The 15,319-nt window shown below is 56.2% G+C and carries 9 protein-coding genes; 5 read left to right on the top strand and 4 right to left on the bottom strand.

What is annotated here, in order from left to right; all coding sequences use genetic code 11:
• Positions 1-2,250, top strand: a 2,250-nt coding sequence (locus VGM48_RS24460) for a DUF5060 domain-containing protein (protein WP_331583527.1), incomplete at its 5' end; no start/stop codon positions are given.
• Here the strand turns inward: VGM48_RS24460 and VGM48_RS24465 are convergent.
• Positions 2,198-6,373: a hybrid sensor histidine kinase/response regulator transcription factor gene (locus tag VGM48_RS24465; protein ID WP_331583529.1), complete on the bottom strand. Its 4,176-nt coding sequence runs from the start codon at positions 6,371-6,373 to the stop codon at positions 2,198-2,200. The two genes, VGM48_RS24460 and VGM48_RS24465, sit on opposite strands and share 53 nt — an antisense overlap.
• A gap of 88 nt (positions 6,374-6,461) precedes the next feature.
• Between VGM48_RS24465 and VGM48_RS24470 the strand changes: the two genes are divergently transcribed.
• The gene (locus tag VGM48_RS24470; RefSeq protein ID WP_331583531.1) at positions 6,462-7,337 is read left to right on the top strand and encodes an AraC family transcriptional regulator; all 876 of its coding nucleotides are present in this window, start codon (positions 6,462-6,464) and stop codon (positions 7,335-7,337) included.
• 7 nt (positions 7,338-7,344) lie between these two features.
• On the opposite strand, the gene VGM48_RS24475 is transcribed toward VGM48_RS24470, so the two are convergent.
• Entirely contained in the window at positions 7,345-8,565 is a 1,221-nt protein-coding gene (locus VGM48_RS24475) for a hypothetical protein (protein ID WP_331583533.1), read from the bottom strand.
• 65 nt (positions 8,566-8,630) lie between these two features.
• Positions 8,631-10,163, bottom strand: coding sequence for an AAA family ATPase (locus VGM48_RS24480; RefSeq protein ID WP_331583535.1), 1,533 nt, complete (start codon positions 10,161-10,163; stop codon positions 8,631-8,633).
• Positions 10,164-10,302: 139 nt separating this feature from the next.
• Here VGM48_RS24480 and VGM48_RS24485 point away from each other — a divergent pair, with 139 nt between their 5' ends.
• From VGM48_RS24485 to VGM48_RS24495, 3 genes are read left to right on the top strand one after another with little or no spacing between them, the layout of a single operon-like run.
• Complete coding sequence (locus VGM48_RS24485) at positions 10,303-10,929, top strand: TetR family transcriptional regulator C-terminal domain-containing protein (protein WP_331583537.1); 627 nt, start codon at positions 10,303-10,305, stop codon at positions 10,927-10,929.
• A 7-nt stretch (positions 10,930-10,936) separates the two neighbouring features.
• The gene (locus VGM48_RS24490) at positions 10,937-12,259 is read left to right on the top strand and encodes an ABC1 kinase family protein (protein WP_331583539.1); all 1,323 of its coding nucleotides are present in this window, start codon (positions 10,937-10,939) and stop codon (positions 12,257-12,259) included.
• A gap of 21 nt (positions 12,260-12,280) precedes the next feature.
• On the top strand, positions 12,281-14,749 hold the full coding sequence (locus tag VGM48_RS24495; RefSeq protein WP_331583541.1) for an ABC transporter permease: 2,469 nt from the start codon (positions 12,281-12,283) through the stop codon (positions 14,747-14,749).
• An 87-nt stretch (positions 14,750-14,836) separates the two neighbouring features.
• Here VGM48_RS24495 and VGM48_RS24500 read toward each other — a convergent pair.
• Positions 14,837-15,319 (bottom strand): hypothetical protein (locus VGM48_RS24500; protein WP_331583543.1); only part of this gene is annotated, 483 nt, incomplete at its 5' end.

The following is a 15,319-nucleotide window of genomic DNA, read 5'->3' on the forward strand; positions in this document are numbered from 1 at the left end:
AACTGGGGCTTCTTCCATGATACGGCCATCGCCGCGGGCATGCCCCGCATCCTCGCCGACACCCGGAGCTATATCGACAAACACCTGGCCGTCGCCCGGCGCCTCGGCAAACCGATGGTCATCGAGGAATTTGGGCTTCCACGCGACGGCGAGTCCTTCGATCCGGTCTCGCCGGCTACCCTTCGCGGCCGGTATTACGACCTGCTCTTCCAGACGGTGAAGGAAAGTGTCGCGGCCGGCACGGGGCTCGCGGGCTGCAACTTCTGGGCCTTTGGCGGTGAAGGACGGCCCATCCACGGGCAGACGATGTGGAAGAAGGGCGACACCTGGCTCGGCGACCCGCCGATGGAAGAACAGGGACTTAACGCCGTATTCAATGACGACGCCGGTCTCTGGAAATTGATCACCCGCTATTCGGAAGCGGCGCCATTTGCGGCGGCCAACACTCGCGCCCCGTCCGCGGCCATCCCCGGCTCCGCATCCCGGGCAGGCGCCGGCCCCTCCATCTTCCACGACGTGACGGCTAAAGAGAACCGCGTAGGCCGCTTTGGCTGTTTCGAGCTGAACGTCCGCCTCGACTCGATATATTCCAACCCCTATGACTATGCGGATATAGCCCTTCGGGGCGTATTTACTTCGCCGGCGGGCAAACGCGATACCGTGGATGGGTTCTATACCACCGGCTACCGCATCGATACCGCTACGGGCCGCCTTTCCGCAACCGGCGATGGCCATTTCGCCGTCCGCTATACGCCGCGGGTCGCGGGCACCTGGTCTTATGCTCTGTTCTGCGACTCTAAGACGCTGGGCCGCCAGAAAGGCCCCGGCGGTAAATTCGCCTGCAACCCCTCCACGTCGCCCGGCTTCATCCGCCGCAACGCCTCGCCCTATCTCTCCTTTGGCAACGGCTCGGCCTTTATCCCGATCGGCGAGAACATGGGCTGGGCGGGATCGAATCCTTATTCCGACTACCGGCGCTGGATCTCCCGGCTGGCGGCGAACAAGGGTAACCTGATTCGCGTATGGATGCCGTCCTGGGGGCTGGGCCTCGAATGGTTGAAGGGCAACAACGGCTATGAAGGCATCGGCCGCTACCAGCAACGCAATGCGGCGCTGCTCGACTGGCTGCTGGATCTCTGTGCGGAGAAGAACGTCTATGTACTGCTCAGCCTCGATCATCACGGGCAGGTATCCTCGAAGGTGGACCCCAACTGGAACCAGAACCCCTACAACGCGGCCAACGGCGGGCCCTGCGCCCATACCTGGGATTTCTTCACGGATACCACCGCCCGCCACTGGATACGCAACCGGTTCCGGTATATCGTCGCCCGCTATGGGTACTCCGACCATATCATGGCGTGGGAACTGTTCAACGAAGTGGACTGGACGGATGACTTTGCCCACCACCGCGCGGATGTTGCGGCCTGGCATGCCGAGATGGCTGCCCTGCTGCACCGGCTCGACGTCAATCATCACCTGATCACCACCAGCTATGGCAACGCCGCGCACGATTCACTGTCCTGGCGGCTGCCCGGACTCGATTTCACCCAGACCCATTACTACACCGACAAGCCGCTGGACAGCGTACTCAACGCGGGCAACCGGGCCTACCGGTCGGCCTATGGAAAACCTACCCTCAACGGGGAGTTTGGCCTGAGCGGGGACGGCCGGAAGTTGGTGCAGCTCGATCCACAAGGGATCTATGTCCATAATTCGCTTTGGGCGGGTCTGCTCGGCGGAGCCATGGGACCGGGTTTGTCGTGGTGGTGGGATAATTATATCGATCCGCAGGATCTCTATGTGCATTTCAACGGCGTCGCCGCCTTTGCCGGCGGCATCGCGTTTATCGGCGATGGTTACCGCCCCGCACCAGTCCAAGCCACCGCCACAGCCGCCGGGGCCGCCGCCGGGGTGCTCCGCGCCTATGCCCTTCGCAGCCGGGACTCCACACAGATCGCGGCCTGGTTGCTCAACGGCCACTATGAAAGCCGCTACATCCGGGACAACGGCAACCCGGCGCCCGTAACTCATGGGGTACTAACCGTACCGAACATGCGTAATGGAAAGTATGGCATCGGGTGGTGGGATTGCGAGACGGGCCGGATGACGGCGACCGGCACGGTGCGGGTGGAAGATGGCACGCTCCGGATCGCCTGCCCCGACATCCGCTGGGACAAGGCGGTGCGGGTATGGCCGCTCAACGCGCCTCCTTCCGGTATTTCGAAGGCGGCATTCCATACCGGCGACTAAAACTGCGGGTGAAATTGGCGGCGTCGGCAAAGCCGGTTTTAAAGGCGACCTCCGAAACCGTATACTCCCCCGTCAGCAGCAATCGCTCCGCGGCCGTCAGCCTCCGACCCACGATATAGTCATGCGGCGTCTCGCCAAGCAGGGCCTTCAGCTTGCGATAAAGCTGACGGCGGCTGACCTTCAGGCCGGCGGCCAGCCCATCGACATCGAAAAGGATATCGGCAAGATGCTGATCCGCCAGCGACGCGGCCCGGTCGAGAAACTGGCGATCCAGCCAGTTCCATTCCGCCGGAACCCGGTCGTCGCCGACTGCGCCCGCCACGGCTCCCTCTGCTCCATTTTCTGCTGCCCGCCCGGCGTCATGGCCGGCTGCATAATACTCCCGCAAGCGCCGCCGCGAATCCAGCAGGCTGTTCACACAGGCGACAACCACCTCCATATTAAAGGGTTTGGGAATATAGACATCCGCACCCGCATCATAGCCCTCCACCTGGTGCGCATCGGATTGCCTGGCCGTCAGCAGGATCACGGGAATATGGCTGGTGCGCTGGTCGGTCTTGACGGCGCGGCACAGCTCCAGCCCATTGAGACCCGGCATCATGACGTCGCTGATGATCAGATCGGGAACGCGTTGCAAGGCTTTTTCCAGCCCGGCCGTGCCGTCTGCGGCTACTTCGGTCCGGTAGCCGGCGCCGAGTTCCGTCCGGATATATCCCCGCAACGGGGCGTTGTCTTCCACCAACAGGATCAGCGGCACCTCCTCATCGGCACCCTCCGCTCCTTCCTCATCCGGTGACGCGGGCGGATCTTGCCGCGTAGTCTTCTGCTGCATCGGCAGGGAAAGAATGAAATCCGAGCCGGCGCCCTCTTCGCTGACGACCCCGAGCCGGCCCCCGTGTAGTTCGGCCAGCTGCCGCGCCAGGGCAAGCCCGATACCCGTCGACGCGGATTCGTATCGCCGGCTTCCCTCCACCTGGTAAAAAATATCGAACACCTTGTCGCGCAGGGCAGCCGCGATGCCGATGCCGGTATCCCGCACATGGAGCTCGGCGGAAGGTGGTCCCGCCGAAGGGCCCCGCCGGATCACCACCTCGATCGACCCGCCATCCGGCGTATACTTGAAGGCGTTGGAGATAAGATTGAAAACGATCTTCTCGAACTTGTCGGTATCCAGGGGCACGTCCATCTCCCCATCCGGGGCGGAGAGGGAATATTGGATACCCCGTTCGGCAGCATGGAGATCGAACAGTCCTGCGATATTCTTTGTCAGCACTACGATCGGCAGGGTCCGCCAATCGAGCAGGAGATGGCCCGTCTCCAGCTTCCGCCAGTCCAGCATCTGGTCGACCAGGCGGGTCAGCCGCTGAGCATTGTCGAACATCAGCCGGCTGTATTTCCGGGTCTGCGCGGCGTCCAACTCCCCGTTGATCAAGCGCCGCAACGGATCGGTGATCAGCGAAAGCGGCGTACGCAACTCATGGGACACATTGGTGAAGAAATGCAGCTTCATCTCGTTTAGCTCCCGGGTCTTCTCGGCCGTCAGCTGCTCCAGCCGGATGCGACCTTTCAGGCGTTCGCGCTCGGTGATATCGCGATAGACCAGGTAGAGCAAGGCCAGGGCGGCGAGTGTGTAGGCCAGATAAGCCCACCACGTCTTCCAGAAGGGTGGCCGCACCACAATTGGGAGAACGGTGTCCGACCGGCTCCAGACGCCGTCGTTGTTGGCCGCCTTTACCCGGAAGAGATAACGCCCCGGGGGCAGGTTGGTGTATGTGGCCCTTCGGTCGGAGCCCGCCATCGTCCAGTTTTTGTCAAACCCTTCCAGCATATAGGCATATCGGTTATCCGATGGGATGGTGTAACCGGTTGCGGTATACGCGATGCTGAAATCGGACTGGTCATGGGAGAGCACCAGTTCCGTCTGCTGGTTGATATCCCCTTTCAACGGAGAACCGGGTTCGCCCGGCTGTACAGGCTTATTGAACAGGAAAAAGCCGGTCAGCCGGGGCCGTGGCGCCACCGTGTCATGTGTCTCCTGCAGCGGATCGAAGACGTTGAATCCACTGATCCCGCCGAAGAAGATCTTCCCGCGACTGTCGCGAAATCCCGAGCCGACGAGGAACTCCAGGTTCTGCAATCCGTTCTGCATGCCGAAATTGCGGAATTCACCCGTGGCCGGGTTGAGCCGGCTGATGCCCTTGTTGGTGCTCATCCAGAGAAAGCCTTTTTCATCTTCGATGATCCGGTTGACGATGTTATTACTGAGTCCCTGTGCCTCGTTATATACGCGGAATCGTTTCGCCCAGGGGTCGAAGAGGTTCAGCCCGCCGCCCATGGTGCCGGCCCAGATGCGACCCTTGTCGTCCTGGCAAAGCGAGAAGACCACCTGGTTGCTGAGGTGATGTTCTACGTTGTCATAGACGGTGAACTTTTTTGTGGCGGGGTCATAGACGCTGATCCCACCCGAATAGGTGCCGATCCAGATCTGGCCGGCACGGTCTTCCATCAGACAGCGGATATAATTGTTGCTGACGCTGTCCCGATCGCCCGTGAACCGGTGCCGCGTAATACTGCCGTCGGCATGCAGAACATCGACGCCGCCGCCATTGGTGCCCATCCATAGATTGCCCTGCCGGTCCTCGAGCAGCGCATAGATGGACGGGTTACCGAGTTCATGCGGGCCCGGCCCCGCAGGATAATGTGTGAACCGCCGGGTTAGGAGATCATAGCGGTCCAGTCCGTTGCCATAGGTCCCGATCCAGAGCGAACGCCGGTCTCTGCCCGCGAGTAACGACAGGATGGCGGCGCCGGCCGGGTGGGTGCTGCTGCCCGGCTGGGGATAGTAATGGATAAAACGACCCGTGGCCGAGTCCCAGCGGTTGAGCCCGGCCCCGTCGGTTCCCACCCAGATATCCCCGTTGCCGTCCTGGGCAAAAGAGGTGACCTGGTCGCCGCTAAGACTTCCCGGGTCAGCGGTACTGCGGTAGACATCGAAATAAAAAAGGTTCCGGTCGAACTTATTGAGCCCGCCCTGTGCGGTTCCCACCCATAGGATGCCGGTCTTGTCCTCGAGTAACGAAAGGATCGTGTTGTTGGTGAGGCTGCCTTCGCCGATCAGGGTATGCCGGTGGTGATCGAAGGTGCCTTTTTGGGGGTTGAAAAGATCGAGTCCGTTTTCCGTTCCGACCCAGATGTTCCCATCGGGCGATGGACAGAGCGTTCGGACGCTGGGACTGCTGATGGAGAAAGCGTCGTCTGCCGCGACCCGGACGGATGCTGCTGGGTTGACGCCGGGGAGATAGACACGGGCCAGCCCGGTGGAAGGATCGAAAACGGTAAGCCCGCCGCCATCCGTGCCGAGGATCAGTTCGCCCCGCCGGTCCCCGGTGATCGCCAGGATCGGCGCGCTTCCCGGATGGGCGGGCGTCCCCGGATAGCTGGGTTCCGTGCCCTGGAAATAATGGGTAAAGCCGTCATCCGCGGGCCGGTAGCCATCGAGTCCGTTGTTCGTCGCCACCCAGATGCGGCCGCCGTGGTCTTCGAAAACTGCCTGAACGGTGGGGCTGCCCAGGGCCGAAGGATTCGCGGCATCGGGCTGAAACTCCCGGATGGTCTTTTGTTGGGGCCGGATCAGCAACAGTCCGCGGAACGTGCCCACCCAGATATTCCCTTTGCTGTCCTGCAGGAGACTCTGGATCGCCGGTTCGATGGTAAAGCCGGGATGGATGCCGATATCCTCCAGTCGCAGAAAGGCGTCCTTGTTCCGGTCATAGATGCAAAGGCCGCCGCCGAGCGTGCCGATCCACAACCGGTGGAGGTCGTCTTCGATAATACATTTTATCTGGTTATCGCTGATGGACCGGGGCTTCGCCGGGTCATGCCGGTAGACGGTAAAGGAATAGCCGTCGTATTTGTTAAGGCCATCCTGGGTGCCCAACCAAAGAAATCCATAACTGTCACGGAATACGCAGTTGACGCTGCTCTGGGAAAGCCCTTCGCGGGTGGTCAGCGCGGTGAACCGTACGGCCTGTTTCTCCTGTGCGAAGGCGTTCAGGGGCCGGATCACAAAGAAAAGGAGGTACCCAAATAGGGCAAAAAAAGCTTTCCGGGCGGCGCTACTCATGTCACAACGTGCAAAGTCTTGTCAAGATAGGCCAAAAAAAGCAATGTCCGCCGGGGTCCGGTATTTTTGGGTGACTAAGGTTATTGCCATGAAAACTAAGAGCTTACAACCAGGCGAAAATGCCGGTCAGGGAGATTGTGTTTCTTTCCATTCCTTTCCGCTTTCTTCCCCGTCGCCCGTCTTCCGGCACTCCGGATTCCAGCTGCTGCTCCTGCCGGTTGCTACCTGCCGGTTCAAACTGGTGGGAGAGAGTTTCGATCTTCCCGGCCCGCAACTCCTGCTCCTGGGCCCGCAACTGCGTCATGGCTGGGTTTGCCCCGACGCTCCCGCCACCCCTGAGCCCAATGCCCTTGCGATCCGTTGGCCCGGTGATCTGTTTGGCAACAACTTCCTCGACAAGAACCAGATGAAAGCCATCGGCGCGCTGATGGAAATGGCCGCCCGCGGCATCCGATTCCCGGCAGAGACGATACCCGCCGTACGGCCGCAGATGGTGTCGCTGCGATCCTCTTCGGGCTTTACGACCCTCATCGGCCTGCTCAGACTGCTGCATGAACTCTCGGCAGCCGACGGGCAACCGTTGCTCGACACCCCACCGCCGGCGGGCGAGCCGGCGGAAAAAAAAAGCTCCTTTGACGAAGCGATGGACTATATGGAGGCAAATTATTTCCTGCCGATGACGCTGGAAGAAATGGCGGGCAAGGCCTGCATGACCAAGGGTTCTTTTTGCCGCAGCTTCCGCCGGAAGACCGGCAAGACCTATTCAGAAAGTCTGAACGAGATCCGCATCGGCCATATCTGCCGCCTGCTGGTGGAAACAACCGACACCGTCGCCGAGATCGCCTACCGGGTCGGCTATCAGAACATCTTTCATTTCCATCGTCACTTCAAAAGGCAGACCGGCAGCACGCCAAAACAATACAGGAGAGAACACCAACCGGGCGAATCCTGCGGCGTGTTTTAGAACGGCGTTATAAGATATACCGGAAGCAACATTGCGCGACTGACTGCCGGGGGATATAATAGGAATAATCACCAACCGTGAAGGGGATGTAATAATTCGTTGCGATGGCAAACTTTTTCCCCAGGATCAGCTCGAGTCCGCCGAATACGGTAGAAGCAAAACGGCCATCGGAGGCGTGGGACTTGATAGCACTGCCCTGATAGGAAATATCCTGGGTATTATTCATCAACAGGGTCGGGGCCAAGCCGGCCGAAACAGCGAGGGATACGTTGGGGCCCCTGACGAGCATATAGCCCAGTGATAAGGGGAGGTTGATCTCCGTCGCTTTGTACGACTCCGTGCCGACATTGGGCTGGGTGGCAGTATTTTTCCAGCTGAAGGCTTGCAGTGCCACGCTGAAAAAGAATCGTTCCAAACCCCTGCCCAGCGGCACCTCCGCACCGGCCTGGATGACGGGCGAGTAGTTGGTGGTATAGGGCGCTTTTACCGCATAAACGGAGGGGTCCTCCAGTCCGACGCGAAAGAAGTTGGCTGACAGGCCCAACCCGACAAACACCCGGGGAGGATGTTTTTGATGCGGACGGGCATTGCGGTTACCCGTGGCGACCCGGAAGACCTTCAGAAGATCGGTCTCGGTATACCGGACGTTTTCCAGTTTATGGCGCAGGCTGGCGTTCCCCTCCAGCTGGCTCACGAAAAGGGTCAGTAGCTGCTGCCGGAACTCATCGGATTCCATGAAGTGTCCGCCTTCAAGAAAGGCCTTGAAGTATAGTTCCTGCAGGCGCAGGGTGTCACCGCTGATAAAGAAGTTCTCCCGTTGCCGTCCGGCGAGCTCATACAGCCGGAAATGACCATCGTTGTAAAGTTCCCGTACGAAGACCGAACCTTCGGTGTATCGGTCGGCCCCGTCGCCGTCCTGCTCAGCCGCGGAGGTCGGATTGGCCAACACCTTGCCCTGGTAGGCCAGCCACCTGTCGGCCCCATCGATGGAAACGACCAGACAGGAGCCGGGCGATAGCTGGACCGGTCGGGAAGCACCCCCTGGCAGGAAGGCAATAGTAGTGGGGTTATGGGATGTTTCCCGATAATGCGGAAAACTGCCGGCCACGGTATCGTGGGTTAACGTGATATAGTATCCCACAGGATCCGTTTGCTGGGCCTGGGATTGCTGGGACAGAAGCAGGAAGAACAGGGCAAATGGAAGGCAAAGCAGATGGATCCGGGTCATGGTTGGGTTTGGGGTGGGGTAATCGAAGACGGCGAAATTAGGGAATTTATTAAGATATTCTCAGATCAACCAAACAAGGAATTCATGGTTACTTCCGCGTCTACTCTTTGTGTTTTGTAATCGTTGTCAACTACCCCATAAGTCGTGATAAGCGTGAGAAAAAGGGTCTTTTTTGTGGCTGTGGTCCGCCGAAACGCCTGTATTTTGTTTTGAAGACTTTCGGCATACTTCTTATCGATCACGAAAGAGACAGTGCTGAATTTTATTTCGCAAATGTTGATGCAGTGATCCGCACGGTCTATCAAAAGATCAATCTGCGCGCCGGCAGCACTTTCACTGCCAGGTTGAAGCCAGGACGAAATTGTTGTATATACACCGCCGATTTGCAAGGTCTTTTTTATCTGGGATATGTGTTTGATACAAATATTCTCGAACGTATACCCGCACCATGCGGCATACGCCTGAGTGCGTTGGAACTGATGTTCACCGGCTTTTTCCATGAATTTCAAATAGAACAGAGAATATTCATCGGTCAACCTGAATAAACTGTCTTTTTCTTTCTTGCCGAATGGGAATGTTCTTTGAATAAATCCGCTCTCTTCCAATTCTGTCAATACTGTCGTGATCGAACCGCCGGTAAGTAATTTGGCGGTGGCAAGTATCTCCGATCGGGTAAGTCCCTTGTTCTTGCGGGCCAGGGCGCGGATGACCTCGATATGTTTGTCTGGGGTATTAAACAGTGCGGAGTATAGATTGGTAAACTCGTTCGTCAATGCCCCATCCTTGGAAAAACAACATTTTTCAATATTTTGCTCTGTGCTTAATCCTCTTTCAACGTTGTTGAGGTAGGCCGGAACTCCGCCCAGCACCATATAAGGCCGTAGGATCTGGTAATGATCCAGGTTAATATTTTTATAGTGTAAATAGGTCTTTGTTTCACCAAGATCAAAAGGAAGCAATCTTATCCGTTGAGTGATCCGGTTATGAAGCCCTCCTTTGTTGTTCACGACTTTGTTGATGATCCATGATGCAGCGGAACCGCATATTATTACAAGGAGATCGCCGCGTTTATCGACGTAGGTATTCCAGAAATAGCCAAATGCAGACAAAAAACCGGACTTGTGACTGTCCAACCAGGGAAGTTCATCGAAAAATATGACTTTCTTCCCCTTTCCTTCCATAGAATCGATACGCTCACGCAGACGGGCAAATGCTTCCTGCCATGTCGCCGGGGCCAGCATCATCTTCATGTCCGGGAAATGGAGGTTTAGCTGTTGGGCAAAATTGACCAATTGCTCACTTGTTTTTCCATTATGTTGCCCGGTGCAACTGAAAACAATGTGCTCACGATAATACGATCTGATAAGAAAGGTTTTCCCAACGCGTCTACGGCCATAAATAGCCAATAATTCCGGATCCTTAGAATGAAGAAGTTTATTCAGTATCCTGATCTCGACTTCGCGGCCAATAATTACAGAATTTTTCGGTGACATATTGCTAGCCAAAAGTAGGTAAAAAGACAGGCTTTTGGCAGGTAATAAATTTATTGGTAGCCAAAAGTGGGTTAAAAAGTGGGGATTTGGCAGGCAATAAGTCAAATTATTTATTTAATGTATTGACTATTAGTGATTTAAAATTTCTGCTAAATCCCGCCCTTATCTTACCAGGATTGCTCCCTTAGGGCTCTCGAACCAACGGGCATCGCAGGGTGTTATGATTACACCAAATCCCCCGTTCATGGACAAAAAACTCTTCCGCGACGCCTACATAAGATATTGGTTGGAAAACGGGAAACGTCCCGTCTCCGTCTATGCCTTCTGCCTGCAGCTGGAAACGACCGAAACCAGCTTTTACGACCACTTTTCCTCCTTCGAAGCCCTCGAAAAGGAGATTTGGCGCTCATTCTTCGAAGAAACCCTCGAAAAGCTAAAAGAAGACGAGACCTACCGGGCCTACTCGGTGCGGGAAAAACTGCTGGCCTTCTACTTCCTTTGGGTACAGCAGCTCCGCGAAAGCCGGAGCTATATCCTGTTACAGAAAAGTCAATACCTGGCTCCGCCGCTGCATCTCGATAAACTGGAAGCCTTCCGCATCGCCTTCTATGACTACATCCGCGATCTGATAAAAGAAGCCTACCTCAGCGGTGAGGTCAAGGAACGGAAATATATCTCCGATCAATACGTCCATGGTTTCTGGCTGCAAGCGCTCTTTGTCCTGCAATACTGGATCAAAGACGATAGCGAACGCTTTGAAATGACCGATGCCGCCATCGAAAAGGCGGTGAACCTCAGCTTCCAGCTCATCAGCAGCAACACCTTCGACAGCATACTCGATTTCGGAAAATTCATGTTCGCGCGGAAATGATACCCTCATGAAAGAACAAACAAACATCCCCACCGGGAAAGTAGAGCGGGCCAGCCGGTTCGTCGCAACAGGATTCAAGGTCGGAACCAACTATCTCAAACATTATACGAAAAAGCTGATCGATCCCAGCACCAGTCGCGAACAGCTTCACGCGGATAATGCCGAGGACATCTATGATACCCTCAGCGACCTGAAGGGCAGCGCACTAAAGGTGGCACAGATGCTCAGTATGGACAAAGGGATGTTGCCAAAAGCTTATACCGAACGCTTTGCCATGTCCCAATACAGCGCCCCACCGCTTTCCGGGCCGCTGGTCGTCAATACCTTTTACAAGACCCTGGGTAAGTCACCTTCCCAACTCTTCGACAAGTTCGACATGCAGGCCTCCAATGCCGCGTCCATCGGCCAGGTACACAAGGCCATGAAATGGGGCAAGGAACTCGCCGTAAAAATTCAATACCCGGGCGTGGCCAACAGCGTCAAATCGGACCTCCGCATCGTAAAGCCTTTTGCGATCCGCATCGTCGGCATGAACGAGGTCGACATGGATAAATATTTTGACGAGATAGAGGGCAAATTGCTGGAGGAGACGGATTATAAATTGGAACTAAGGCGTTCGATGGAGGTCTCGGCGCAGTGTGCCCATATCCCGAACCTGGTGTTCCCGACCTATTATCCTGAACTGTCCAGCGACCGGATCATCACCATGGACTGGCTGCAAGGCTTCCACCTGAAAGAATTCCTGCAACTCAACCCGTCACAGGAGGTCCGCGACAAGATTGGTCAGGCACTCTGGGACTTCTACCAGTTTCAGGTGCATATCCTCCGAAAAGTGCACGCCGATCCGCATCCGGGCAATTTCCTCATGCGCGAGGACGGCACCGTCGGGGTCTTCGACTTTGGCTGTATCAAAGAGATTCCCGAAGACTTTTATACCAACTACTTCCTTCTCGTGGATAAAGAGGTGTTGAAGGACGAAACGCGGCGCCGCGCGATCTATACCAACCTCGAAATGATCCACCCCAGCGACACGGAAAAAGAGATCGTCTTCTTCTCCGGGCTGTTCCAGAAGATGATCGATATGCTGACGCTGCCCTTTACGCTCCCGGCCTTTGACTTCGGGGATGAAACCTATTTCACCGAGATCTATGAGTATATGGATTACCTCTATAATCTGAAGGAGGTGCGGGAGTCCAAGGTGGCGCGGGGATCAAGACATTCGCTGTATGTGAACCGGACCTATTTCGGCCTGTACTCCATTCTCAGCGATCTCAAAGCCAGGGTGATCACCAGCGACGCGCGTATCCGGCAATTGATAAATCCTTCCTGAAAGGCTGTAACCTGAGCCTGCATGGTCGCGTCCAACCGCCAAACCACCCGCATGCTCGCCAACTACCTGAAAGTAGGGATACGGAATATCCTGAAATACAAAGCATTCTCCATTATCAATATATTCGGCCTGGCGGCAGCCATGTCGGTTTGCATGATGATCATGCTCATCATCGCCGATCAAAAGGGTTACGATCGCTGGCAGACCAACGGCGATCGCATCTACCGGGTGCAGACCATCGGCAAGAACGGCAACGGGATGAAGACGGCTTCCTCTGCGCTGCCGCTGGCGGAAAAGTTACGCCGGGGATACACGGGGATCGAAGCCTCGGCCGTGGCAGTAAAAAATATCGGCGGGGACCTTTTTTATAAAGACAAGATCGCTACGGGCGGCGGGTATTTTGCGGACGCCAACCTCTTCCGGGTAATGGATTATGCCCTCGACCAGGGAGATGTTCGCAGCGCCCTGGAAAGGCCCTTTTCCATGGTGATCTCCGCAGAGCTGGCCGCTCAGCTGTTCCCACACGAGGAGGCGGTTGGAAAGACGATCCGCTTCGTGCATACCGGGGTTAATCCCGCCGGCTTCGAGACGGGCAACCGCGAAACGGCCTTTGGTCCCTTTCTTATCACCGGCATCCTGAAACCCAACCCGGGAAAGACGAGTCTGCCGTTTCAACTGCTTGCCTCGTTAAGCACGCTCAACGCCCTGACAAAGGATTCCATCCTCTCCTTTCCCCCCAACAACTGGGACAATGTCTGGTCCAATTACACGTATGTACTGATGGAAAAAGGGCGGTCGAAGGCCGACTTGCAACAGGCGCTGGACAAGATCTCCGACCAGCAATATCCGAAAGGGCCGGTCGATCAATATGCCTTGCAGGCGGTGGGGTTGACAGACATTATGGTGAGTGATCCGATAGGCAATCCTACGGCCATTGCCATGCCGAGGATGATCCTGGTGGTTTTGACGATCCTGTGTCTTGTCGTGATGATCTCCGCCTGTTTGAACTACACCAATCTTTCGATAGCGCGGCTTTTGACAAGGGCGAAAGAGGTTGGGGTGCGAAAGGTTTCCGGCGCGACGCGGCGGCAGATATTCACGCAATTCATTTCGGAGGCGATCCTCGTATCGCTGTTGTCGCTACTCTTTTCGTCCCTGCTGGTGTTGGTCTTTCAGCGGTTGTTTGCCGGATTATGGTTGAACCAGTTTTTAAATATTTCATTCCGCTATACGCCGGGGCTTTTCCTGTTGTTTCTCGGCTTTAGCATCGTCGTGGGTTTTGTCGCGGGCTTGCTCCCGTCGATGTATATTTCCCTTTTTAACCCGATACATATCTTTAAAGGATTGAACAGTGTCAGGGCCTTTCGACGGCTGACGCTGCGAAAGGTGTTGCTGGTGGTGCAGTTTTGCGTTTCGCTGATCTTTATCATCTCCACGAGCCTGATCTATCTGCAGGGTAATCATATTCTGAACCTGGATTATGGCTTCAACAAGAACAATGTCGTTGATATAAAACTGTACAAGACGGAGAACTACGACCGGTTTGCACAGGCTATTTCGGGGAATAAGAACATCGCCGCGGTGGCCGCCTGCACCTTTCCGCCGGCAACGGGAAGCAACTATTCCCTGATGGTGCACAAGGCAGGTCCTTTAAAGGACAGCCTCCGGATGAACTATATCGACGTCAACGCGGGCGTGGTGCCGGTCTGGGGGCTGCAACTCGTCGCGGGCAATAACCTGCCGCCGATCGCGGGTGACTCGGCCGATCATTATGTGCTGGTGAATGAGAAGACGGTCAGGGAGTTCAATTACGGGTCCGTGACGCAGGCGGTGGGGCAGCACCTGTTGCTGGGGGATAAAGAGGTAGAGATCGCGGGGGTGGTGAAGGATTTTCAGTTCCTGGATGTTTCCCGGAAGATGGAACCGCTGATGCTGCGCAACCGGAAAAGCGAGTTCGGCTATGTGTCGGTGCGGGTGCAGGGGCGCGATCTGGCGGGGACCGTCGCCTTTCTCGGGCGTACGTGGAAGAGGGTGAATCCCGCCTCCAAATTCGAATATGAATTTCTCGACCAGGAGTTGCTGATGACGCATTCCATGATGAGCGACACCGCCGGGATCCTGGGGGTGCTGGCCTTTCTGGCGGTGCTGATCTCCTGTCTGGGTCTCTTGGGGATGGCGACCTACAATGCGGAAACGCGGCGGAAGGAGATGAGTCTGAGAAAGGTGCTCGGGTCGAGTGTCGGGCAGGTGATGGTGCTGTTGTCGAAGGGGTTTATGATGCTGGTGGCGATTGCCGTGGCCATTGCGGTGCCGATCGCGTATTTCGTAAATAATATATGGCTGGAATTCTTTGTTTCCCGGGTGAGCATTACACCCTGGCTGTTGCTGGGGAATATCCTCATCCTGGCTTCGATCTGTCTGCTGATCGTGTTCTCCCAGGCTTGGCGGGTGGCGACGGCCAGTCCCGCGAATAGTCTGCGCGCGGAGTAGAGGAAGCGGCTCGCTGGCGCCGTCCCTGGGGCTGCCCCGGCCGGCCCGGCTTTGATCTGTTTATAGCGGGACTTCCGGGGCTTCCGTTTATTCCGGGTCTGAGGAGTTGCCGGAAAAGCCGCGACGGGGGGCGATTTTGCTCGAGAGGACGGTACTGTTACGCAGCAGACCGTGGATGATCTTCTTATCGTTGGCCCAGGTTTTCTCTTTGTCCTCCCACAGCCGTTCGTTATTTTTCCAGAGCTTTTCGTTGTTGGCAATAAGGGTGTTGACGAGTTTGTTGGTGATGTCGTCTGCAACATTTGCCGGGGTATATGTACCTGGAGGGTCTTCGGCTTTTTGTTGGTCGCTGCCGGCGGAGCTGCTATCGTATGGTTTGCCGCCGAGACTGTTGAGTTTTTCACCAAAGGCCTCATAAAACTTACTGATGGTTTCCTTGCCGGGCTTTTTCTTACGAGAGCGGTAGCTGCTCAGGTTGCTGGGATGGATGCCCAGGACCTCGGCGATGGTGCCGTTGTCAAAGATCTTTCTCAACCGGTCGAGGTCGTAAAGGAATCGCTCTATTTCTTC

This window comes from Puia sp., from assembly GCF_036500295.1.
Lineage (GTDB): Bacteria > Bacteroidota > Bacteroidia > Chitinophagales > Chitinophagaceae > Puia.

What these genes read in the sequence shown, in the direction of transcription:
- VGM48_RS24470 (WP_331583531.1), top strand. Translation starts at nt 6,462, where the DNA reads ATGAAAACTAAGAGCTTACAACCAGGCGAAAATGCCGGTCAGGGAGAT.
- VGM48_RS24475 (WP_331583533.1), bottom strand. Translation starts at nt 8,565, where the DNA reads ATGACCCGGATCCATCTGCTTTGCCTTCCATTTGCCCTGTTCTTCCTG.
- VGM48_RS24495 (WP_331583541.1), top strand. Translation starts at nt 12,281, where the DNA reads ATGGTCGCGTCCAACCGCCAAACCACCCGCATGCTCGCCAACTACCTG.
- VGM48_RS24485 (WP_331583537.1), top strand. Translation starts at nt 10,303, where the DNA reads ATGGACAAAAAACTCTTCCGCGACGCCTACATAAGATATTGGTTGGAA.
- VGM48_RS24465 (WP_331583529.1), bottom strand. Translation starts at nt 6,373, where the DNA reads ATGAGTAGCGCCGCCCGGAAAGCTTTTTTTGCCCTATTTGGGTACCTC.
- VGM48_RS24490 (WP_331583539.1), top strand. Translation starts at nt 10,937, where the DNA reads ATGAAAGAACAAACAAACATCCCCACCGGGAAAGTAGAGCGGGCCAGC.